This is a genomic window from Bradyrhizobium uaiense (assembly GCF_010811875.1).
Classification (GTDB): Bacteria; Pseudomonadota; Alphaproteobacteria; order Rhizobiales; family Xanthobacteraceae; genus Bradyrhizobium; species Bradyrhizobium uaiense.
In genome coordinates this window covers 136207-158519 of record NZ_VKHP01000001.1, presented here as the reverse complement: position 1 = coordinate 158519, position 22313 = coordinate 136207, and the positions used below count along the sequence as shown (strand labels likewise).

16 protein-coding genes and 3 pseudogenes are annotated in these 22313 nt (G+C 59.5%); 3 read left to right on the top strand and 16 right to left on the bottom strand.

The features are described from left to right. Nucleotides 1-404, bottom strand: a 404-nt coding sequence (locus tag FNJ47_RS00575; protein WP_488226082.1) for a HoxN/HupN/NixA family nickel/cobalt transporter, incomplete at its 3' end; no start/stop codon positions are given. A 123-nt stretch (nt 405-527) separates the two neighbouring features. On the opposite strand from FNJ47_RS00575, the gene FNJ47_RS50140 reads away from it, so the two are divergent. Continuing rightward, nucleotides 528-1112: a hypothetical protein gene (locus FNJ47_RS50140; protein ID WP_163149383.1), complete on the top strand. Its 585-nt coding sequence runs from the start codon at nt 528-530 to the stop codon at nt 1110-1112. Nucleotides 1113-1173: 61 nt separating this feature from the next. On the opposite strand, the gene cysN is transcribed toward FNJ47_RS50140, so the two are convergent. From cysN to noeE, 3 genes are all read right to left on the bottom strand, one after another. Beyond that, the gene (gene cysN / locus FNJ47_RS00565; protein ID WP_163149382.1) at nt 1174-3060 is read right to left on the bottom strand and encodes a sulfate adenylyltransferase subunit CysN; all 1887 of its coding nucleotides are present in this window, start codon (nt 3058-3060) and stop codon (nt 1174-1176) included. Then, nucleotides 3060-3959, bottom strand: coding sequence for a sulfate adenylyltransferase subunit CysD (gene cysD / locus FNJ47_RS00560; RefSeq protein ID WP_163149380.1), 900 nt, complete (start codon nt 3957-3959; stop codon nt 3060-3062). Before cysD ends, cysN begins: the two co-directional genes overlap by 1 nt. Before the next feature lie 265 nt (nt 3960-4224). Further along, nucleotides 4225-5484 (bottom strand): nodulation protein NoeE, encoded by a 1260-nt coding sequence (gene noeE, locus FNJ47_RS00555; protein WP_163149378.1) that lies wholly within the window; start codon nt 5482-5484, stop codon nt 4225-4227. Between the two features lie 781 nt (nt 5485-6265). Here noeE and FNJ47_RS00550 point away from each other — a divergent pair. Further along, nucleotides 6266-6721 (top strand): MarR family winged helix-turn-helix transcriptional regulator, encoded by a 456-nt coding sequence (locus tag FNJ47_RS00550; RefSeq protein ID WP_347341592.1) that lies wholly within the window; start codon nt 6266-6268, stop codon nt 6719-6721. A gap of 660 nt (nt 6722-7381) precedes the next feature. On the opposite strand, the gene FNJ47_RS00545 is transcribed toward FNJ47_RS00550, so the two are convergent. The 3 genes and pseudogenes from FNJ47_RS00545 to FNJ47_RS00535 form a co-directional block, all read right to left on the bottom strand. Continuing rightward, nucleotides 7382-7567 carry a hypothetical protein gene (locus tag FNJ47_RS00545; RefSeq protein ID WP_076829490.1) on the bottom strand — a complete coding sequence of 62 codons (186 nt, stop codon included), beginning with the start codon at nt 7565-7567 and terminating at the stop codon, nt 7382-7384. A gap of 1123 nt (nt 7568-8690) precedes the next feature. Then, nucleotides 8691-11678: a Ulp1 family isopeptidase gene (locus FNJ47_RS00540; protein WP_235999246.1), complete on the bottom strand. Its 2988-nt coding sequence runs from the start codon at nt 11676-11678 to the stop codon at nt 8691-8693. Nucleotides 11679-12191: 513 nt separating this feature from the next. Beyond that, nucleotides 12192-13364, bottom strand: a pseudogene (locus tag FNJ47_RS00535) (IS110 family RNA-guided transposase); the annotation flags it as partial. A 252-nt stretch (nt 13365-13616) separates the two neighbouring features. Here FNJ47_RS00535 and FNJ47_RS00530 point away from each other — a divergent pair. Next, nucleotides 13617-13829, top strand: a pseudogene (locus tag FNJ47_RS00530) (transposase domain-containing protein); the annotation flags it as partial. 130 nt (nt 13830-13959) lie between these two features. On the opposite strand, the pseudogene ccoS reads toward FNJ47_RS00530, so the two are convergent. The 9 genes and pseudogenes from ccoS to FNJ47_RS00485 all read right to left on the bottom strand — a co-directional run. Further along, nucleotides 13960-14118 (bottom strand): annotated as a pseudogene (gene ccoS, locus FNJ47_RS50380) (cbb3-type cytochrome oxidase assembly protein CcoS); the annotation flags it as partial. Then, nucleotides 14118-16304: a heavy metal translocating P-type ATPase gene (locus FNJ47_RS00520; RefSeq protein ID WP_163149408.1), complete on the bottom strand. Its 2187-nt coding sequence runs from the start codon at nt 16302-16304 to the stop codon at nt 14118-14120. The gene FNJ47_RS00520 and the pseudogene ccoS, both read right to left, overlap by 1 nt. Nucleotides 16305-16316: 12 nt before the next feature. Further along, nucleotides 16317-16817 (bottom strand): FixH family protein, encoded by a 501-nt coding sequence (locus tag FNJ47_RS00515; RefSeq protein ID WP_163149407.1) that lies wholly within the window; start codon nt 16815-16817, stop codon nt 16317-16319. 22 nt (nt 16818-16839) lie between these two features. Next, nucleotides 16840-18309 carry a cytochrome c oxidase accessory protein CcoG gene (gene ccoG, locus FNJ47_RS00510; protein ID WP_163149375.1) on the bottom strand — a complete coding sequence of 490 codons (1470 nt, stop codon included), beginning with the start codon at nt 18307-18309 and terminating at the stop codon, nt 16840-16842. A 76-nt stretch (nt 18310-18385) separates the two neighbouring features. Continuing rightward, on the bottom strand, nt 18386-19255 hold the full coding sequence (ccoP, locus tag FNJ47_RS00505; RefSeq protein WP_163149372.1) for a cytochrome-c oxidase, cbb3-type subunit III: 870 nt from the start codon (nt 19253-19255) through the stop codon (nt 18386-18388). A 6-nt stretch (nt 19256-19261) separates the two neighbouring features. Continuing rightward, nucleotides 19262-19426, bottom strand: a complete 165-nt coding sequence (locus FNJ47_RS00500; RefSeq protein ID WP_163149370.1) for a cbb3-type cytochrome c oxidase subunit 3 — start codon at nt 19424-19426, stop codon at nt 19262-19264. A gap of 11 nt (nt 19427-19437) precedes the next feature. Beyond that, a complete protein-coding gene (gene ccoO, locus FNJ47_RS00495; protein WP_163149368.1) occupies nt 19438-20172 on the bottom strand; it encodes a cytochrome-c oxidase, cbb3-type subunit II in 735 nt (244 codons plus the stop codon). Between the two features lie 8 nt (nt 20173-20180). Further along, on the bottom strand, nt 20181-21833 hold the full coding sequence (gene ccoN, locus FNJ47_RS00490) for a cytochrome-c oxidase, cbb3-type subunit I (protein ID WP_163149362.1): 1653 nt from the start codon (nt 21831-21833) through the stop codon (nt 20181-20183). A 69-nt stretch (nt 21834-21902) separates the two neighbouring features. Continuing rightward, entirely contained in the window at nt 21903-22241 is a 339-nt protein-coding gene (locus FNJ47_RS00485; RefSeq protein WP_163149360.1) for a hypothetical protein, read from the bottom strand. Nucleotides 22242-22313 lie beyond the last annotated feature (72 nt).

The window sequence follows — 22313 nt, the reverse complement described above, 5'->3', positions numbered from 1 at the left end:
GCCGAGGCACCGGTGGCGATGATGCTGCCACCCGCACGGCACACCAGGAAGCCGCTTTGCAGCGCGAGCGCCGCAGCTGCGATCGCGGCGACCGCCACTGCGACCGACAAGGAATGACCAAGGGCGAAGAAAAGTCCGACCGCGAGGGGGTGTCTGCCATCCTGCATCAGCTTGCGAACGACATTGTCGATGGTCGCGATATGATCGGCATCGACGGCGTGCCGAAGGCCGAGCACATAGGCCAGCAACGCTGTCGCCAGCAGCGCCGGCCACTCTGACAGCGCCACGATGGCCCAAGTCCAAGCGAAGCAATTGATGGCCAACAAGAAGGCATAGAGCGAGATGATTCGACTACGCGAGGCAACCGATGCGTCGTCTATGGCAAGCTTTAGATATGCGAACATGATCTTGCCTCGGCAGCGCATCCAAGGATGAGTTCGACCACGAACGTCCCTCGCGTCATAAGTGCCGCGCGCGTCAAAGCCGGTTCGTTCAGGCTGAAGACGAACCGACGGATACAGCATCCGATGATCATGACCATTCGCAGCACGAAATGGACAATCGAGCTGGTCGCAACGGCAGTGGAGTTGAGTGGCATTTCCTACTTCTCAGGGCTGGTGCCCCCTCGCGATGCAGGTTTTGTGCCGCTCTGCTGGGCTAACGTGCTGGGCCGCTTAGTGCGGCTTCTATCCCGCCGTCAGCCGGCGTCGCGCGACTCGTTGGCGAAGATCGTGAGACACAGTGGCTCAGGAAAAAGAGGTAGCTTTGCCTCTCAATCCCGGATTGCGGACGAGATCGAGGCGCCAGGACACTGCGGCTCCGCTGCACGAGAACCTAGCGCGGCGCTAGCCGCGCACGCAGAAAAACACTCAGGCGACTGGAAGGCTGACTTCCTCTCTGTCCTTCGTCATGGCGTCATAGACTCTAACCTGGAGCATGGGGCGGCGCTTCTTGAGCTCCTGCGCTCCTGCCCAGGCGCGGTCCCTTGTCGCGAATTCGGTCTTCAATTGACCGTCGACTTCGAGCACATAACCGAAAGCGGGCAATCGACGAGTGGATGCAACCATCTTAATCCTTTAGCATCGACGAATCCGATCGATGCTCCCACTTAACCCGAGTCGCCATCGCCAGACCAGTAGGCTAGTGAGCGGCATCCGCGACGACGAAGCCGGTTTATCGCCGCTCATCGCGGAGGAGTGCGCGCGCCATCACGGCATCGACGACGACTTCCGCTGCTTGCTCTGGGGCCTGCTCCATCGTCCTGAGATGAATTTCCGGCCTTGTCGGCGCTTCGTAGGACGCATCGATGCCTGTGATGTTCTTGATCTCACCGGCTTTTGCCTTCGAGTAAAGACCTTTTGGATCCCGCCTTGCGCATTCCTCGATCGGCGTATCGACAAAGACTTCGACGAACTCGTCCTTGCCAATCAGGCTGCGAACCATGTCTCGTTCGGACCTGTAGGGGGAGATGAACGAGCAGATCACGATCAAGCCGCTGTCCAGCATCAACTTTGCAACCTGTCCGGCGCGCCTAATGTTCTCCACCCGCTCAGCTTTCGAGAAGCCCAGGTCCGCGTTCAATCCGTTCCGGAGGTCGTCACCATCCAGCAGCATGGCATGCCGCGACATCGCGAGCAGCTTCTGATCAACCAAATTTGCGATTGTCGACTTTCCCGCGCCAGACAGGCCAGTGAACCAGACGACGCAAGGCTTCTGATGCTTGAGCGCGGCGCGTTCACTCCTGCCCACCGAAGGCGCCTGCCAGGAAACATTGGTGGCCCGCCGCAGCGGAAACGCGATCATGCCGGCGCCGACCGTACGATTGGTGAAACGATCAATGACGATGAATGATCCGGTTTTCCGGTTGACGTCGTAAGGATCGAATGCGGCGGGCAGTGCGGTCGCAACATTGCAGAACGCGATCTCATTGAGAGAAAGCGTCTCGGCCGCCAGGTGTTCACACGTGTTGACATCGATCCGATACCTGATTGCGGTAACGCTGCCGGCAACCGTCTGCGAGCCAATTCGCAGGATGTAATTTCTTCCGGGAGCGAGCGACTCGTTGTCCATCCAGATCAGATAAGCGGCGAATTGGTCGGCGACGCTGGGTCGTTCGGTTGGCCGTGACAGAAGATCGCCACGGCCGATATCGATCTCGTCTTCCAGCGTAATGGTGACGGCATCGCCGGCTTCGGCGTCGGCAAGGTCGCCATCATGGGTCACGATCCGCTTGATGCGGGTGGTCCGTCCCGATGCGGCGACAACGATCTCGTCGCCTGCCGAGATCGTACCGGAAGCCACCGATCCGGCGTAGCCGCGAAAATCCGGGTCGGGCCGGTTCACCCATTGGACCGGAAAGCGGAAAGCCTGGCTTGCGGTGTCGGACTGGATATCGATGCTCTCCAAATGCTCCATCAGGCATGGACCATGATACCACTTGGTATGAGCCGACCGGTCAACGACGTTGTCGCCGTGGCGGGCAGAGATCGGGATCGGAACAATGGAGCTAAAGCCAAGGCCGGTGGCAAAAGCCAGATAGCTGGCGACAATCCGATCGAAAGCAGACTTGCTGTATGCGACGAGGTCGATCTTGTTCAGTGCCAGCACGACATGGCGAATGCCAAGCAGCGAACAGATGAAGGAGTGGCGGCGGGTCTGAACCAGCACACCCTTGCGGGCATCGATCAGGATGATTGCGAGCTGCGCATTGGAGGCGCCGGTTGCCATGTTGCGGGTGTACTGCTCGTGACCGGGAGTGTCAGCCACCATGAAAGAGCGCCGCGGCGTCGTGAAGAAGCGGTAGGCGACGTCGATCGTGATGCCCTGCTCCCGTTCGGCCTCCAGCCCATCCACGACCAGCGCGAAGTCGATGTCGGCGCTGCCGTGCCTGATGCTGTCGCGTTTCACTGCCGCAAGCTGATCTTGGTAGATCATCTTGCTGTCGTGCAGCAACCGGCCGATTAGGGTCGATTTCCCATCGTCCACCGAGCCGCAAGTTATGAATCGCAGCTGGTCCCTTGCACTAGGGTGGACAGGTTTCGATATTGCTATGGAAGTCATCAGAAGTAACCTTCCCGCTTCTTCCTCTCCATCGAAGCGGCTTCATCGGTGTCAATCAGGCGTCCCTGACGCTCCGATACCGTCGCAGACTGCATTTCTGCGACGACGTCTTCGATCGTCGTCGCATCGGATTCAATGGCCCCGCTTAAGGGATAACATCCCAGCGTGCGAAAGCGGATCATGCGCATTTGCGGCGTCTCATCGCAGTTGAGCGGCAATCGATTGTCGTCGACCATGATCGTCGCGCCGTTTCGGCGCACCGTCGGTCTTTGCTTTGCGAAGTAGAGCGGGACGACCGGGATTTTTTCGAGCATGATATATTCCCATACGTCGAGCTCGGTCCAGTTTGACATCGCAAACACGCGCATGCTTTCGCCCTGCCGTATCCGCGTGTTGAACAGGCCCCAGAGCTCGGGCCGCTGGTTGCGGGGATCCCATACGTGTCCGGCCGAACGGAAGGACAGTATCCGTTCCTTGGCGCGGCTCTTTTCCTCGTCACGCCTGGCTCCGCCAAGCGCGGCATCAAATCCGTAAAGCTCGAGCGCCCGCTTCAGGGCGTCGGTCTTCATCACCTGGGTATGAAGCGCCGAGCCGGAGTCGATCGGATTGATGCCGCGCGCAATACCCTCCTCATTTACATGGACGATCAGCTCGACGCCTAGCCGCTTGGCCGTCGCGTCCCGGAAGCTGATCATCTCGCGGAACTTCCAGGTCGTGTCGACGTGAAGCAGGGGGAAAGGCAATTTTGCCGGATAGAACGCCTTGATTGCGATGTGCAGCAAAACGCTCGAGTCTTTTCCGATCGAGTAAAGCATGACCGGCCTTTTGAACTCGGCAGCCACCTCACGCATGATTTCGATCGATTCAGCTTCAAGACGGCGCAGATGTTTTGGCAGCATATGTGTTCTTTTCGATGCAGGATCTCGGTTCTGCAGCCCCGGCCCAGAGGAGGAATGTCGGGTGCGAGCTCGCCGGTGCGCGTCGCTATCCAAGCGATCAAATGCCGGCTGCGCAGCGGACTGACTGACACTCTCGGGGCATGTCGCATTCCACCGTGGTGCCGCTGGCGTCTGCCTCACACGTGATTGGCGCAGATCAACTCGTTGAGTGGTAGGAAGTCTGGCTAAATCAGCCAGCGTGTTTTGATCGCAAGCATCCATCACCCTAAGCCATATTGACGATCTGCTCAAGCCGCGCGACCTCGCCTCGCAATATCTCGATAGCCGCGTCGCGAGTCCGAATAGCATCGAGCCCTGCAGCTCGATCAGCTTCTGACGCCAACAGTGCCTGTTGCAGCTGCGCTTTCATTGGATCGGCCAGCAGCAAATTTTCGGCAAAGCTGGGGGCGGACAGATCTTGCGCCTGCACCACGGACATGTCGCACGTGGCACGAAAGTTCTCTGGAAGCTGCCGAGCAGTGTGGACTTGCTCGGATTGAGATGGCCCGGACGATGCTGCCGCCTTGCCAGCTCGCAAATCCCACCAGGTTCGGAATATCTGTCGATAGAGTTCAGTTAGATGAGGTCCCCTATCGACAACTCCGGCTTGCTGTGCAAGCAGCAGTTCCCCCTCATAGCCGAGTTCTGTCAAAAGCGTGGTGCCGACCAGATCGGTCACAGTTTGCATCTCTTCGACGCTTAGTTGGGATTGCCATGTCTTGATAGAGCTTTGATCGACCGCGTTTCGTTCCAGGATCTTTCGATCTCCGAAGCTGCTGGATCGAAGATAATCTACTTGTCCCATGCTCGCATATGCGGCGGCCGCCGGATCACAGCCGAGCCCCAATAGCAGGCGCCGAATCTCTTGGTCCGGATGCGCCACCAGGAGTTCATATCGCACCAGCTGTGTCTGCGCGCGCGTGCGGTGCGCTGCCAGCCTGGGAAAGCCCAGAACCAAATCGGCGAGTGAAGATATGATGACATCGGGCAGCCGGAGCATGAGATCGGCGAGGCTGGAGACGCTGACCGAATAGGAGCTCTCGGCCCGAAGCGGGATGCCCCACGTGGATTTCAGTGAAGCCGCGATGGCATAAGGATTGCGTAGCAAAAGGATGTGTGACGCTTCTGGATAGACACGTTCAAGGAATTCGAGCGCCGTCCAATAGCGTGGCGTTTTGTCTATGATGATCCGCTTGCCCGCTGCTGTCAGGTACTGACCGTATGCTGCATCGGCAAAAGCCCGGAGGGCAATCGTCCGATCGATGCGCCCCAGGAATTCGGAGGTTGCGACCTCAATCAACGAGGGTCCTGCCGGGTGGCGTTGATCCACCCTTCCAAAGGCTTCAAGTGCCAACATCAACCAGGGTTCAGGCGGAGCCAGGACGTCTGGATGGCATTGGAGCAGGTGCGCCAGGAGTGTCGTCCCGGCTCGTGGAAGTCCGAGGAGAAAGCAGACCGCAGGCGAGCGGCCAAAAGCGCAACTCATAATTCAGGTCCCTCTTGAAAAGCGAGCCGCGTTCGATTGACCGAAATAAAGCCGGCCGTAGCCTCAGTTGAGGCGACCGCTCGCATACCAAGCGTTACTGCTACGAGGATTTCGTCTGCCACTCATGATTTGAGAGCCGTTAAGTTCAATCGGTTGGGTGGGAATCGCAGAAGCGTTTGACAACTGCGATCGCCCCGATTGCTCGACAGTTGAGGCGAAAACAAGGACCACCCAACTGAACGAATATTTGCTGCGCATATGGGAAAGATGGAATGAACTATACGGAAGTTTACAGGGCAACGACCGCCGGGCATGGGGCGATATCAAATACAGTCGACGCAATTCTGCTTGCCAGCCCATTGAAGACGAAAATGCAACATGCACCTCCCTGGTGCTCGGCATAGGCCGGAAAAGTTCGGCGAAGAACGGAAAGCTCGGCGAGAGGGTCAAGGAAATACACGGGCGGACATCTGAAATGCCAGGCTGATCAGATCTTTTCAGCGCGCCATATCGACCCCACCGCAACGGCCTGCCGCTGGCCGGTCAACACAATGAGCGTGTAGCACCTCTAACCGCCTTGCTGTCGCAAGTCCCACATCCGTCCGAACTGTACCAAGTATCTGAGTTGCTTGCCCTTGCGGCATTGTTCCGATTTCTAATCCACGCTAATGGACGTCTGTAAAGGATCGAACCCTGGCCCACGATGCCGCCGGATTTACCTAGTCCACCAACCGCGCCTTATCGCATCTCCACTGACGGACAGGAGATATTTCGGACGTTCGTGTGGGAGATCAGATCGATCAGTGCCTGCCTCGAAGAACTCGCCAAATTCCGTGCCAATGTGCTTGGCATCACTGGACCACAGTGGATGATCCTGATGGCAGTGGACTATCTGGGCAGAGAAAAAGGTGTGTCCGTCAACCTGGTGTCACGGTTGATGCACGTCGATCCTTCCTTTGTCACGACCCACTCAAAATTGCTGGAGAAAAAGGGTTTCCTACGGCGCAAACCCTCCGCAGCCGATGCGCGTGTAGTTCAGATGTCGCTGACCGCCAAAACGCGCAAGCATCTCGCAAGCTTGATGCCTCGAGGGGAAGCGCAGGATGTGCAGGCTTTTGACGAATTCGGCCCTGACGGATCAAGCGAGTTCATTACCGGGCTGGCTGCAGTGAGGCACCGCTTGGAGAAGGCCCGCTCTGGCATCCGGAAGAGCAAAACGAGCAATCGTCAAAAATGAAGCTGGTTAACCATCCGACTCTCCCGGCCTTCGAATATTTCGTGAGGCGGCGCGGTCGAAGGTGGTTATGGTCCCTTCACACCGCAGAAGGCGTGCAGGTGATGATGGGCTCAGCACGCAATCGCTCCACCGCCGTCTATCAAGCCAACAGAGCGCTTTTTCAGTTGCTGCTGAGCGCACCTTATCGCTTGGCAGCTCAAGTTCATCAACAAGGTCCGCGGCCACCGCTTACGCCAAAGCTTTAGCCTAGCATGAGCTTCGACAGCGGCGGCGCAGGTGTCAAGACTTGCAACGATGCGGCTTGCTAGTTGGAGCTCCCCTTCTCGCCGTCACCGAGGACAATCGTGGCCCTTAACAGCGATCCCTCACATTCTTCGAACCCTTAATGGGAACGAGCGACCATCGAAACCTTTCCAGCCTGGAAACATTCGAAGCAGGACCGGTCGTCAGATTGTCTTCGCTCTCGATCGTGAAGAGCAAAGCGGCCTTCGCGGTCGTACTCCTTTAACCTCGAAGATGACGAAGCACTGGAGTGACAAAGCAAGCGCGTGAAAAGCTCTATCCACAGCAATTGGCAGGCCCTGCAAAACAATTTCAACGGCCGTAAAGGGCGGCCTGCGAGCCGCCCTACTGTGCCGGCTACCAGCGCAGCTAACTAAGCTACCGCTGATGTCCGAGTCCTATTCCGAGATTTAACGCCTTCTGGCGCAACGCACCGACGCTGCGTTTGGTCATTTTTGCAATTTTTATGACGGGAGTCCGAGCCTTCGAATGGACTTTGAGCTCTTTGATATCTGCCTTGGTCCACTCGCGCCGCTTAACGCGTTTCTTGGTTGCTTTTTTCACAGTGAATGCTCCTTTTGAGAGGAGCGGCTTGTAACATAGTTTTTTAGGAGCGACGACCGTAAAAAAAAGAGGCAATCATGGGAACTCGCGCCATGATATGTCTTCAGAAGACAAGGTACCTCGACTATTGTAAAGATGCCGTCTTGAGAGGCTTCGCTTGGTTATTCGAAGCTAAGTCCGCAGACTAACACGTTGCTGGAAGGAAGTGAGCAAGCAGGGTGTGGTAAGCTTGAACAAACTCCGAATCAGGCATGTTCGTGATTTGTATTAGGCGGGGAGGCTCAATGCTCGAGGACTATGAGATCGTAGCAATCTCTACCACGGTCGCCCTACTACGCTTGGCGCGCTGCGCTGTCTAGACTGTCAGAGGCTCCTTGCGCTGGCGAGAACACCAGATCGAATCTCCTCTTCGTACCCGTCGTCCGGTCTCGGCTCAAGGTTGGAGGGACAAGTGTGTTCTTATGAACAGGCAGCTTTCACATCTCTTGACGCGGGCCGAGAACGGCAAACGCCGCGATTAACCGCCCGCGATGATCTCTCATAGAGAGGCTTCGGCTGACGTTAAGATGAGCGGCTACCGCTTCAGCCTTGATGGCACAATCTTCCTCCAATTTTCTTTTGATGTGATGTATGCATATTTGGCGAGAAAGAAAGACGAAGCCGACGCCTGATGGTCCGCGATCCGTGCTGTTGCGCCGCGAAAAATGCGGCCGCCTTATTGGGCCAAGGCGCGATAAGATGGCTTAGCCTGACCGATCCAAAGCTGACCGGCGTTATCGATCGACTTTTTCCTCGCCGCGAGGCCGGGCTCAAGCTTGCCGGATAATGCGACCTCGCGGTGTCTCGGTAGCCCGACGTGCTGCCGAGCATTTGTTGCTGATCATGGCGCATTGCTGAATGGAAGCTCCTGCGCCGAGCCGACAAGCCCGCCGATCAGCAAGTCGCCTGACCTTCACGCAATGCCATCCATGGAGTTCGCCGTGCCCGCGCGCATGCGTCGATCAGGTGGTCTCGTCGTATGCGTACTCAGTTCTTCACGTGAGACACTATGATGCTTTGCGAACACACCGATTGCGGATCTTCGATCGGCGAGAAGCGCATTTCACTCGGGCGCGCGCCCTATTCAGCTGAAGCCGACACCAGTGCCTAGTCGGTCCCGCAGTGCCGGTCGACTGATGACAAGATTGTTGAGGTTCAGGTCCGGCCGTCTTGCTGCCAATCGTCTTACAAGTTCCCGGGTGCCGTCCACGACAAAGACGCCGCAGTCATAACCGTTCTGCTGCTGTCTTATCGGGGCCTGTTGCAGGTTAGCGTCGAGCCGTCCTGCGAGTTCCGCTGCCGGCCTGTCATTGTATCCCTGGGTGGAGTCATAGTGATAGGCGGCCGGTCCGCCCCAATTGCGGCGGTCAACCAACAGCAGCGACCAGTGACTGCCGCGCTGATGTCTATCCGTATTGCTGGCATCGCTTATCGGCAGAAACAGGAAGTCGGCAGTATCATGACGAACCCACCCTAATGCTCGTTCGGCTACCTCCTTGGAGGGGGATCGCAACATTTGGGCTATCAGGGGATCCACGAACCGCGTCCGGGCGGCGAGATCCGGATTGTTCTGCAGCAACTCCTGCGCCAGGAGCTCATAGTCCCGCTGGATATGCTCGTCACCCAGCCACTGCGCGGGGCCCAGCACGGCTTCGCTACGCTGGCCGGAAGAGGCAACGGTAGCCGAGGGGCCGATCTGAGCACCCGAGACAGGAGACGGGCGAGGATGATGGATGAACTGCGCACCGGGGCTTCCTCGCGGCCCCAATGGGATCGAGCGGGCCTCACCATTGACGGAGACCTGGGTTGGGCCGCTGAACTGGGTCGGCAGGACCCCAATGTTATCCAGGACATTGCGTAAGAAATCCGGCACCGGCTGGCGGCCATCCTGCCAATCCGCGTCGACTCGGTATCCGATGTCCTCAAGCGCCTGACGTACGCCCGACCGCCCGACGAAGAACGCGGGTTTACCGGCAGGGCTGAGCACCGCCGCTGACTGAGCATCGTCACGCATCTGCTGCGGCGTGTAGGGCAGATCAACGAAAGACTGAAGACCGCGGAAAATGTCTGGCGACTGAGCTGGCACGTCCGACGCTCCGGTGGAGAGCGGCAGTTTGGCGACAGTCCCGCCCACCGGCGCTGACTGAGCATCGTCAAGCATCTGCTGCGGCGTGTACGGCAGATCAACGAAAGACTGAAGACCGCGGAAAATGTCTGGCGACTGAGCTGGCGCGTCCGATGGTCCGGTGAAGAGCGGCGGTTTGGCGGCAGTCCCACCCACCGGCGCGGACTGAGCATCGTCGCGCATCTGCTGCGGCGTGTACGGCAGATCAACGAAAGACTGAAGTCCGCGGAAGGTGTCTGCCGACTGAGCTGGCGCGTCCGATGGTTTGGTGAAGAGCGGCGGTCTGGCGGCAGCCCCGCCCGCCGGCGCTGACTGAGCATCGTCAAGCATCTGCTGCGGCGTGTACGGCAGATCAACGAAAGACCGAAGACCGCGGAAGGTGTCTGCCGACTGAGCTGGCGCGTCCAATGGTCCGGTGAAGAGCGGCGGTTTGGCGGCAGCCACGCCCGCCGGCGCAGACTGAGCATCGTCAAGCATCTGCTGCGGCGTGTACGGCAGATCAACGAAAGACTGAAGACCGCGGAAGGTGTCTGCCGACTGAGCTGGCGCGTCCGATGGTCCGGCGAAGAGCGGCGGTCTGGCGACAGCCCCACCCACCGGTGCTGACTGAGCATCGTCGCGCATCTGCTGCGGCGTGTACGGCAGATCAACGAAAGACTGAAGACCGCGGAAGGTGTCTGCCGACTGAGCCGGCGCGTCCGATGGTCCGGTGAAGAGCGGCGGTCTGGCGGCAGCCCCACCCACCGGCGCTGACTGAGCATCGTCTCTCACTTCCGGCGCCGTGTACGGCAGGTCAACGAAAGAGTCGAGGCCTCGGTAGATCGCCGACGACCCCTCTGGTACCGCTTCTGGCGTCGGCCACTCAAAATCGTGCGGCAGGCGCGGCGACCACGTTGAGCTCGACTCCTCACGCCGCGGCTCCCCACCCGCCTGCTCAGGGGAGACGCCCAGCGCTGCGTTCGCCTCGACGAGCCATAGGTAGCTCCGAAGACGATCGAAGCCCATGTCAGCGTTTCGACTGGCTTTTTTAAAGTCCGTGTGATCTTCGTTCAACGACTTTTGCTGCTCACTGGTGCCGGTGAGCCGGCTCACTATGCTCCCTCGCCCATTCCTTTGGAGCCAAGCACCGAATCTTCGTTGGTTGCCGGCCAGGTCTTGAACAACTTTTCTCCGGCTAGTATCCTCGGGTTTGAGCATGCTCAGCTCTGCCCTTTCCAGGCTATCAATGATGCGGGCGTCATCGGGATAAAGATGCAATGTGGGGGACGGGACAGCATGACCGCCGGGTTTCCGAGACGCCCCCGCTCCGGAAACGTGCTCGGCATCGCCGACCTTGCCTAACGCGAACAATAGATGCTCGTCCTTCGGGAACAACTTCTGACCAAATTCAATGCGCGCAGCGTGGTCCAACCCGGATATCGAGTAGCCCGCAGGTTTAAGGGCGTTAGAAAATCTGCGAAGACTACGATCATGGCGAGCAGCGCTGCCCGACGTCATGCCGCTGGCATTAAGCTGCTCTGAGAGGGGCGCGTCTTCCGCTGAGGGGATCGTTCGCGGCCGCCCGCCAGAAGCTACATAGCTCGGATCATGATACGAACGAAGGATATTCACCCCCTTCTTCATGTCTTCGTCCTTTGGGAAGTAAGTCTTGACGTGACGGACCAAGGACTCGTGGTCCCCCAGAACAATCGTTAGGCGATGAGCGCCAAGATGATTTCCAAGTCGGCGAAGCGCCTGAGTATAGCGCTTAACCGTCTTCAGGTTTGGCTTTTTCTGATCCGCATATTGGGCAATCGCTTTATCGATGATGTCCCGATGTTCTGCAGAGAGATGGGGATGGTAGTTGCGGCCGCCACCAGAGACAGGACACGGATCGGGTGGGCGCGCCTCGGCCAAGCGCTGCTCAAAGCCCGCTTGCCCGGCACGGCCGCCCTGATGCTCTTCCAAGACGGCGTGCTGCACCTGGGACCAAGCTGTTACATTGGATGGATCGGAATTATACGGGTCCACGCCAGCCTCACGTCCAAGAAATCAATTGAGCTGATCCTATCTGGATAGGCTTTCCAGAAGCTGACGAGGCCGTCGCGTGTGGAACTATGCATCGCCACACCCGCAGAGTGAAAATCCCCCCGCAGTTCTCAATCGTCGCAGGCTTCATGGGTTTCAGGACCTACCTTTCTCGCGGCCAATAAAGCTTCCGGCGGCATGGGAGCCGAGGACTCGTCATTGCACTGGTTGCAAAGCGGCATACGAAGTGCAGGGATTGAGCGAAGACAAGAAAGCGAAAGAGGATTGGCATGCGGCTGAGCGATTGTTGGAGAGCGCACTGCCCTTCGAGGTCGTGACACCTCTGAATTACATGCTCAGGCGCTGGCACGATTTCGCCCGCTTCCTCGACGATGGCAGGATCTGCTTGACCACGGATGGTGTTGAGAAGTCCTTACCTTCAGTTCGTGGCAACTTTTTTGGTTTTTCCTTCCAGGCAGCCACCATGCGTTCGTAGGCCTGCTCGACGCGTGCGACGTAACCAGCTTCCCGTTCGCGGATTTCTTTGATCCAATAGTCCCGGCCCGGGCCAGCCTTGCCGTAGGCACGGGGAGCCCCAGCCTTCAGAGCCACCTTCCGAAGTTTCATCGCGGTGAACGCTGGCCGCGCGTAAGCGTAGTCCTTCTCGGTCGTCAGGACGTGCCAGATCATGACTGCGAGCTTGCGCGCCGTCGCGACGGCTGCGACCCCGGCCCCGTGCTTTTTCTGCGTGCGGTTAAAGAATGCTCGCAACGGACCCGGCGCCGTCTTGGCTGACCACGCCGCCTCAACCAGCATCTTGCGGGCGTCACGGTTGCCCTGCTTCGAGATCCGGCCATGCCGTGCCGGGTGCTCACCTGACTGCCGAACCCGCGGAGTCAACCCGAAATAGCTGCTGAGCTTATCCGGCGACGGGAAGCGTGCGATGTCGCCGATGGAGGCCAGTACACTCGATGCGACAACCGAACTCACGCCGGGGATCGTCATCAGCTTGAGGGCCCGTGGGTCGTCCAGAGCCTGCTGGGCCACGACTTTGTCGACCTCCGCCAGTTGCTTCGTCACGCGTTCGAGTTCCGCGATCAGACGCCGGAGCATTACACGCTCCTCCGGTGGAAGAGGCAGACTGTCCAGCCAATGCTGTCCGCGCTTGCCGAAGAGATAGCCCTTGTAGGGCGGAATGAGGTTGGCATGCAGGATAGCCTTCATGCGTCCTTTAATCCGGATGATCTGCGCCAGGACGCCAGCGCGCTCGGCCATCTGGCGCCGGCGGCTGTAGGTGCCCTCGTCAGCAACCCAGACCTCCGGCAAGAAGCCGGCAGCATGCAACTTTGCCAGGGTCGCAGCATCGACCTTGTCCGTTTTGACCCGCGCATAGGCGATCGCCCGAACGAGCCTCGGATTGGCGACCGCCACGCGCTTAACGTGCGGGCGCAGAAGACGTTCGACCGCCGCGCTGTTGCCCGTCACCTCGATGACCACCTCATCTTCGAGGCTGAGTGTCTTGGCGAAGGCGACAAGCCGATCGTGGATAAGATCTACGCGGAGCTGTCGGATTATTGTTCCGTCCTCCAGGATCGCCACCTGGGCGAACGATCGATGGATGTCCATGCCAACGATTTGCATGCTTGGTTCTCCTTTGTCTTAGGAGCCAGTGGCTTGCACGACATCTACGGATCCGCGCTCGCAGCGCAGCCGGGCAAGTCGTAGGGGGCGGCCAAGTAACAAAGCGAGCTCACAGCTCATGGTCATGGCGGCCTGCCACCGTTTCGTGCTCCAGCGCCCCTATCCCGGCTTCGACAGACTAATCCGGACGATCAGTCATCTCCACCGGGTTTGAGCGCTGAAAACATCATGCCCTTTAACAATTGTGCTGAGCGCGCATTGAGAGGCATCGCCTTGGGAAGGCGCAACTGGACCTTCGCCGGCAGCCAGCGTGGCGCCGACCGTGCCGCCATCATGCTGACGATGATCACGACCTGTCGCCTCAACGACGTCGATCCCAAGGCCTGGCTCGCCGACATCCTCGCCCGTATCGCCAATCTTCCCGCATCGCGTCTGCACGAATTGCCCTGATCAACAAGTTGTCGCTGCATGTCTTTGCAACCGCGCGTCTCTCAGCTGCGCTGCGGACCACCGGAACGGCCAAGATAGCACTCTCCTCAGAGCGGAGACCGTCGCAATCACGCTGGCCCATCTGCACTATTTGGACCGGCGCCTCGTCGGGCTCGTCATCGGCGAGGGCGCGCCAGGCCGCGCCATCGAGATCGTCATACTGACCGCTGTTCAGCGACCACAGAAAGCCGAGCAGCCCAACGAAGCCCAGTGCAAGAGCGAGTGGAACTAGATAGAGCAGAACCTCCATCAGACTACCTCGCCCCTTCGCGCCCGCAGCGCATTGAGCATGACCAGCACGGACGAACCTGACATCGCGGCGGCGGCAATCAGCGGCGTCACCAGGCCGGCGATCGCAACCGGCACCGCCAGGATATTGTAGACGACAGCGAGCCAAAGGTTCTGCCGCATCAGCCGCAGCGCCTTGCGCGAGGTCATAACCGCTGTCATCACGGGCCGAAGACGCTCACCGAGGAACACCGCATCAGCGACCGCCTGGCTCATATGAGTGGCCGTAACAGGCGACATCGAGGCATGAGCCGTTGCCAGCGCGGGCGCATCGTTCAAACCATCGCCGACCATCAGCACCTTGTATCCCTCGCCCGTCAGGCTTTTGACCCTGGCGACCTTATCCGTCGGCGAGACGCCGGCGCGCCAATTTTGAATACCGAGCGTCGCGGCCGTGCGCTGAACTGCTGGCTCGCGATCTCCCGACACGATCTCTACCGCGACCCCAAGGCTCACGAGGCCCGCGACAACCTCGGGCGCGTCTGGCCGCATGCGTTGGCGGACGGCGAAGACGTGCTTGCTGTCGCCGCGGCTAAAGGCGACGATAGAAGCCTCTGGATCACGGCAAAGAGTCTCCTCAGCGAGGCTCTCAGCGCCGCAGAAGGACGTTCGGCCGAGCCGGACCTCCGACCCTTGATAGTAACCCCTAACGCCCTGCCCCAGCTCCTCTTCGATATCGGCCAGCGGCTCGCTTGCGCCGGCAGCTCGCGCGACGGCTGCGGCGACCGGATGGCGGCTCGACAATGCAAGCCGGCCCGCCAATTTGAGGACATCGTCGGGAATGCTGGCGAGATTGGCGACATCGAGCTCCGGCAACGTCAGCGTTCCGGTCTTGTCGAAGACCACCCGGTTCACTTCGGCCATGCGCTCGATCGCATCCCCGGCGTTGAGCAGCACCCCGGACCGGAACAGCACGCCGGACGCCACGGTCTGCACCGCCGGTATAGCCAGACCCAGCGCGCAAGGGCAGGTGATGATCAAGACCGCGATCGCCGTGACGATCGCATCATGGAAGGTTGCGCCAGAGGCAAGCCAACCGAGCATCGTCAGGAGGGCAGTTGCATGGACGATCGGTGCGTAGAGCCGCGAGGCGCGCTCGGCTAGGCGCAGATAGCGCGAGCGCGCTTGCAGGGCATGATCAAGTAGCCGAGAAATCTCGGCGAGCAGCGTGTCCTCCGAGGCCGCCACCGCGCGGACGCGCAAGGTGCCCGATCGCACCAATGTACCGGCGAACACTGCGCTGCCGGGCGCCACGAGCGCGGGCAAGGTCTCACCCGTAATGAGGCTTTGATCGACCTCGGAGCGGCCCTCGATCACGTCGCCATCGACGGTACAGCATTCGCCGGGTCGCACCAGCACGACGTCCCCCGGTTTGATCGTTGATGCCGGAACTGTTCTGATCTCCGTCGGGCCTATGAACTTCGCGGCGGTCTCCGCCTTGAGCGCGGCAAGATTGCCGGCGAAGGCGCGGGTGCGCCGTCTCATGTTCTGGTCGAGATAGCGGCCTGCGAGCAGGAAGGCGATCAACATGATCGCCGCGTCAAAATATGCATGCTCGGCATGAGCGACGGTCTCGATCAGCGAAGTCGCCAACGCGAGCAAGATGCCGATGCTGATCGGCACGTCCATATTGGCCCGGCGAGCCCGTAGCGCGGTAAAGGCTGAGGAGAGGAACGGCTGCGCCGAATAAGCCGCGGCCGGCAGCACGATCAGCGCGGAGAGCCAGTGAAAGAAGTCGCGCTGCTCGGGCAGCATGTCCGAGACATTGCCGGACCATACCGGGATCGAGAGCATCATCACGTTCATCGCGGCAAAAGCAGCCACGCCCAGCCGTCGCAGCAAGTCCCGCGCCCGCTCCGATTCCAGTGTCTCCGCGTCGTCCCGCTGAAAGGGATATGCCCGATAGCCCAGTTCAGCGAGCCGCTTGATGAACAGCGCTGGATCGAGCGCGCCTGCTTTCCATTCCAGCGCCAGTCGGTTGTCGGTGAGATTCACGCGCGCCGAGATCACGTCCGGAATGCTCGATAGATTGCGCTCGATCTTGCCCATGCAGCCCGCGCAATTGATCCCTTCTACCGCGAGGTCGAGTTGGATGAAGCCCGTTCCTGTCCTCTTTAAATAGTGCGAAAAGTCGACGTCATCCTGCATGCTCATATGCCCTTAGTCCAAGACGATGCGATTTTTCGACAAAAACATGCGGCGGCCGTCAGCGCCGCCTTCGATCACGAGATCCCACCGCCCGCCAGCGACCCCCTCGGCGTTCCCTCGGTAGGTTCCAGCACTGCCCTCCGCCACATTGATCGCGCGATCGGCCCGGCGGTCCACCGGTCGCTCGAGCCGGGCCGCGAAATTCATTCCTACGAGAGGCGCGCCTGCGCGGTCGCGCGCATCGATCGCAAGCACCGCCCGGCCATCGGACTGCCGTTGGACATGTACCTGCACCTGCCAGCTTCGCTCGTTCTGATCCCGCGCCGCCAGGATCTCACGCTGATAGGCGAGGCTCGCGCTGTAGGCGCTGTCAACCTCGGTTCCCGGCAACGTCGTGATGGCAAAGCGCATCATGATCAAATTGGCGCCGATCACGACCGAAAAGAAAGCGAGCATGGCGATCAGGACAAAGCGTCCGGTGATGGGCCGCGCGACTGGAATTGATGCGGTCATTGGTAAGATCCCGTCGGTAATCTTAGGGGAAGACGAAGTGGTCCGTTGCGGCGGCGACCTCACCGAGGCCAATGTCGGTGACCCGAAATGTGACCGGCATCGACCGTTCCGACGTGTCGTCGGCCGGCGCGGTCACCAATAAACGCAATTCTGTCGTAGTATCGCGAGCCAAGACAATCGTCGGTCGTTCCACGGTCACAGAATCTACGCCGACGACGTGCACGGACGTTTGAGGTGGCCCATCGATGTCGATCGCGATGACGCGGTCGAAGGCGAGCTTGTTAAGCACGCGTACCGTGTAGCCGTTGCGAATCGAACCATCGCTCAGCCTGACCGCCATCGGACTACGATCGTGCAGCACGTTGACGTCGAGCAGTGTTCTGGACAACAATCCATAAAGCATCGTCGCACAGACGACCGAGATCAAAGACGCATATACGATCGTCCGTGGCCGTACCGGCTTGAAGAGCTCCGACTTGCCTTCCATGCGGCGCCTGATATTGATGTCGTTGTCGTAACCAATCAGGCGACTTTTGCGCCCGATCTTCTTCATGACGGCATCGCAGGCGTCAATGCATAGCCCGCACTGGATGCAGCCGAGCTGGGCGCCGTTGCGAATATCGACGCCGGTCGGGCAGACCGCCACGCATTGATTGCAGTCGATGCAGTCTCCGATCTTTTCGCCCCGCGCACGCAGATCGAATGACTTCTTCAATGAGCAGCGCTGTTCGCCGCGATCGTATTTGTAGGTGACATTGAGTGCCCACTCGTCGGTGAGCGCGGCCTGGATGCGCGGCCAAGGGCACATATACACGCAAACCTGTTCGCGCATGTAGCCGGCCAACAAGTATGTCGTAACGGTCAGGATCCCGATCCAGATATAGGCGATCGCGGGCGCCTGGAATGTCGCCAGATCGCGCACCAATGTATGCGCGTCGGCGAAGTAGAGCACCCAGGCACCACCGGTCCACCAGGCGATCATCAACCAGACCGCGTGCTTTAGCACGCGCTTTGCCGCCCGCCCCACTGTCATCGGGCGTGCGGCGGCCCTCAGTCGGTCGCGACGATCGCCCTCGACCCAACGCTCTACCGCATAGAACAGATCGGTCCATGCCGTTTGCGGACAGAGATAGCCGCACCAAATACGTCCGCCCAGCGCGTTCATCAAGAATAGTGCCAGCGCGGCAAGCACGAGCAGCCCGGTGAAGTAGTAAAGCTCCTGCGGCCACAACTCGATGAAGAAAAAGTAGAACCGCCGGTTCGGGAAATCGAGCAACACCGCCTGGCCAGGAGCGCCTAAGCCACGACGCCAACGCACGAACGGCAGCAAATAGTAGATGCCCAGACACACCACCATCAGCCGCCATTTGATCGTGCGGAAAGTGCCGCAGACGCTCTGCGGATGGACCTTCCTATGAGCTGTATAGAGAGGTCCATCTTCGCCGATCGGCGGGTCATCGCGCGGACCAGTCTTGTTCAGGGCTAGCTTCATGGCCGACCTTACATCTGGCACGGGTGACTGACTTAGAGCCTCGTCGATGGGCCGGTGGCTTGTCGGCTCATCTCACCTATTGTCCACCACCGAGCGAGTGCACATAGACCGCAAGCGCCTTGATCGTGATGGGATCGAACCGCCCGCTCCAGGCCGGCATGATGCCCGCGCGGCCATAACTGATCGTCTCGATCAGCGTCTCCTCGTCCGAGCCGTACAACCAAATGTGGTCCGTCAGATTCGGCGCGCCGAGCTCCTGGTTGCCTTTGGCGTTCTCGCCATGGCAGGCCGCACAATTGTCGGCAAAGATCCTTGCGCCGGCCGCGGCATCGAAATTGGCGACTGTTGACAGGCCAGACAGCGATCGGACGTAATTCGCTACCGTGGCGATCTCATCTTTCCTGAGGATGCCGTCGCGGCCGAAGGCCAGCATTTGCCCCTCATGGGCCTGGGCATGGCCGGACCGTGCGCCGAACTGGATGGTCTGCTGGATCTGATCGAGCGATCCGCCCCACAACCAGTCATCGTCGTTGAGATTGGGATAACCCTTGGCACCTGCGCCGCCGCTGCCATGGCATGGCGCGCAGTTGTCTGCGAACACCGTCTTGCCCCGGGCACGGCCCAGTGCCAGCAGGGCCGGGTCCGTCTCGATCTCTGTCAGAGACACTTTGCCGAGAACCGCCATCTTCTCGCCCCGCAGCTTCTCGAGCCCGGCAAGATCGTTGGCGACGCTCGCGCGGGCCGAATAATGAAATACGCCGGTCGTGTAGCTAGAGAGAAGCGGCCAGGCCGGATAGACGACCCAATAGGCGATCGCCCAAAGAATAGTGGCGTAGAAGGTCGAGATCCACCAGCGCGGCAGCGGCGTGTTGAGCTCTTTTATGCCATCCCATTCGTGCCCCGTCGTGGAGCGGCCGGAGATCCGATCGAAGTCGCGGTCAGTCATGGCCTGTCAATCCCGGCACAGCGGCATGCGCGCCGCAGAGTCAAAACGCAGCTTGTTGGCGGGCCACAGCGCATAAACAACAACGGCCATGAAGATGCCGACAAACAAAGGCGTCCAGAGGCTCACGACGAAGCTTGACGCTAGGTTCTCGATGGAAATGACGGCTTTCATCACAAGATCCTTCAGCGCAGATTGGCTTTTTCGTCGTAGAGCTTTAAATCGATCAGCGTTCCGAGCATCTGCAGGTAGGCGATGAGCGCATCGAGTTCGGTCGGATTACCAACGCTTCCGTCGAAATTGCGCACAGCTGCCTTCGGATAGCGCTTCTGGAACAACGCGAGGTCCGCGCTGTCAGGATCGAGCTGGGTCTTCAAGTCAGTGACCGCGTTCTTGATCTGATCTTCGGTATAGGGCACACCGACCGCCCGGTTGGTGCGCAGATGTGCGGCCATGTCGGTCAGGTCGAGCTCGGTGTGCGCCAGCCTCGGGTATCCGGGCATGACCGACCGCGGGACGATGGCCCGCGGATTGGTCAGATGCGTGACGTGCCATTCATCGGAATATTTCGCGCCGACGCGGGCGAGGTCCGGGCCGGTACGCTTCGAGCCCCATTGAAACGGGTGATCATACATGCTCTCGGCGGCCAGCGAGTAATGTCCGTAGCGCTCGACCTCGTCACGCAATGGCCGGATCATCTGCGAGTGACAAACATAGCAGCCTTCGCGCACGTAGATGTTGCGGCCTGCAAGCTCAAGCGGGGTATATGGTCGTACGCCCTCCACGACCTCGATCGTACTCTTGAGGTAGAACAGCGGCGTGATCTCGACCAGTCCCCCAATCGCGATCATGGCAAGGATGCCTGCGATCAGGATGATCGAGTTCTTCTCAAAGATCTTGTGTCGGTTCCAAAGAGACATGCGATGGCCTATTCCGCGACTTGGAGCGCTCCAGTGTCCTTGATTTGATCGGTCTGCTTTGCATTCACGGTCATCCAGAGATTGGCGGCCATGATCAGCGCACCAATCAGAAACATTGCGCCGCCCGCGGCGCGAATGATGTAGAAGGGATGCATAGCCTCGACCGACTCGATGAAGGAGTATTCGAGGAAACCTAGCGAGGTATAGGCGCGCCACATCAGGCCTTGCAGGACACCAGACACCCACATCGCCGAGATGTAGAGCACGATCCCGATCGAGGCGATCCAGAAGTGCCAGTTGACGAGCTTGAGGCTGTACAGCTCGCGCTTCCAAAGCCAGGGAATCAGGCAATAGAGCGCACCGAACGATACAAATCCGACCCAACCCAACGCGCCGGAATGCACGTGGCCGACGGTCCAGTCGGTGTAATGGCTGAGCGAATTGACGACCTTGATTGCCATGGTCGGGCCCTCAAACGTCGACATGCCATAAAAGGCCACCGAGACCACGAGCATGCGGAGCACCGGGTCTGTGCGCAGCTTGTCCCACGCCCCCGAGAGCGTCATTAGGCCGTTGATCATGCCGCCCCATGAAGGCATCCACAGCATGATCGAGAACGTCATGCCCAGAGTCTGTGTCCAATCCGGCAGCGCGGTGTAATGTAGATGGTGAGGGCCCGCCCAGATGTAGAGGAAGATCAGCGCCCAGAAGTGAATGATCGAGAGGCGGTAGGAATAGACCGGGCGCTCGGCTCTCTTCGGAATGAAGTAGTACATGATCGCCAGAAAGCCGGCGGTCAGGAAGAAACCGACCGCGTTGTGACCGTACCACCACTGAAACATGGCGTCCTGCACACCGCCCCAGGCGATGTAGGATTTCGAACCGAACACGGAGACCGGTAATGCGGGATTGTTGCCGAGGTGGAGCACCGCAATGGTGACGATAAAAGCGAGATAGAACCAGTTGGCGACGAAAATGTGCGGTTCTTTCCTTTTTACCAATGTCGCCAGGAACACAATGAGATAAGTGACCCAGACGACGGTGAGCCAGAGATCGGCGTACCATTCGGGCTCGGCGTATTCCTTTGACTGGGTGGCGCCGAGCAGATAGCCGGTGCCCGCGATCAGGATGAAGAAATTATAGCCAACTACCACGAACCACGGCGCAAGATCGCCGGCAAGGCGCGTGCGGCAGGTCTTCTGCACGACGTAGAAGGAGGTCGCGATAAGAACGTTTCCGCCGAACGCAAAGATCACGGCCGACGTATGCAGCGGGCGGAGTCGGCCGAAGCTCGTCCAAGGCAGATCAAAATTCAGTGCGGGCCAGGCAAGTTGCGAGGCGATAAAAACGCCGACTGAAAAGCCTGCGATACCCCAGAACATCGCCATCACTGACGCGAATTTGATCGGAGCGAGATTGTAATTCGGCCGGCCCTTGATCTGCGCCGGCGGCAATTGCGCTGGGCGTTCATAGTAGCGATTGAGGATAACGCTTGCGGCGGCCAGGCTGGCAGCGGAAGCGAGCAATGCATGGAAACTAAATGCGGAATCGTGCCCCATTGCTCCCGCGAAAAAACAAACATAGGCAGAAACGGCGAATACCGACATCAGGCCTGCTTCACCCATGGTCATGGATTTCGAGGCGATGGATGGGCTTGTCATGTCTTGGCCTCTTTGAAAGCGGGCTTGCCAGGAGATCACATTTTCCGGGGACGGGACGATCGAGCGCGATCAATCGCCAAAACGCTGCGGAGCGCTGCCGATCTCACGCGCGAGCGCGCGCAGAGTATGTTCGTTGGGACAGCCTTTGAGGGGATTTACGGACTTACACCGCTCGAGGTCGGCCGCGCAGCGGATCTTGGTCTGACACAGGCCGCACACCCGCTGCAAATCGCGCAACACGTCTCCATGGCAGGCGGCCAGCACATGCTCGGAAAAGCCGGCAAGTGCGAGGCGCTTGCTTAAGAGTTCAGGAGAGCCGGGACTTTGCGCCATCTTTCGAAAGTCGGACGTGGACAGATTAAGTTCACGTGCGATCGCGTCGATGTCCTGCGCGCTCAAATAGGCCAATTCGGCTGTCCGGGACAGCTTCGCTCGTAACCGGGTGAGCAGATTCTTGAACCCCCAAGGGCGACCGACATA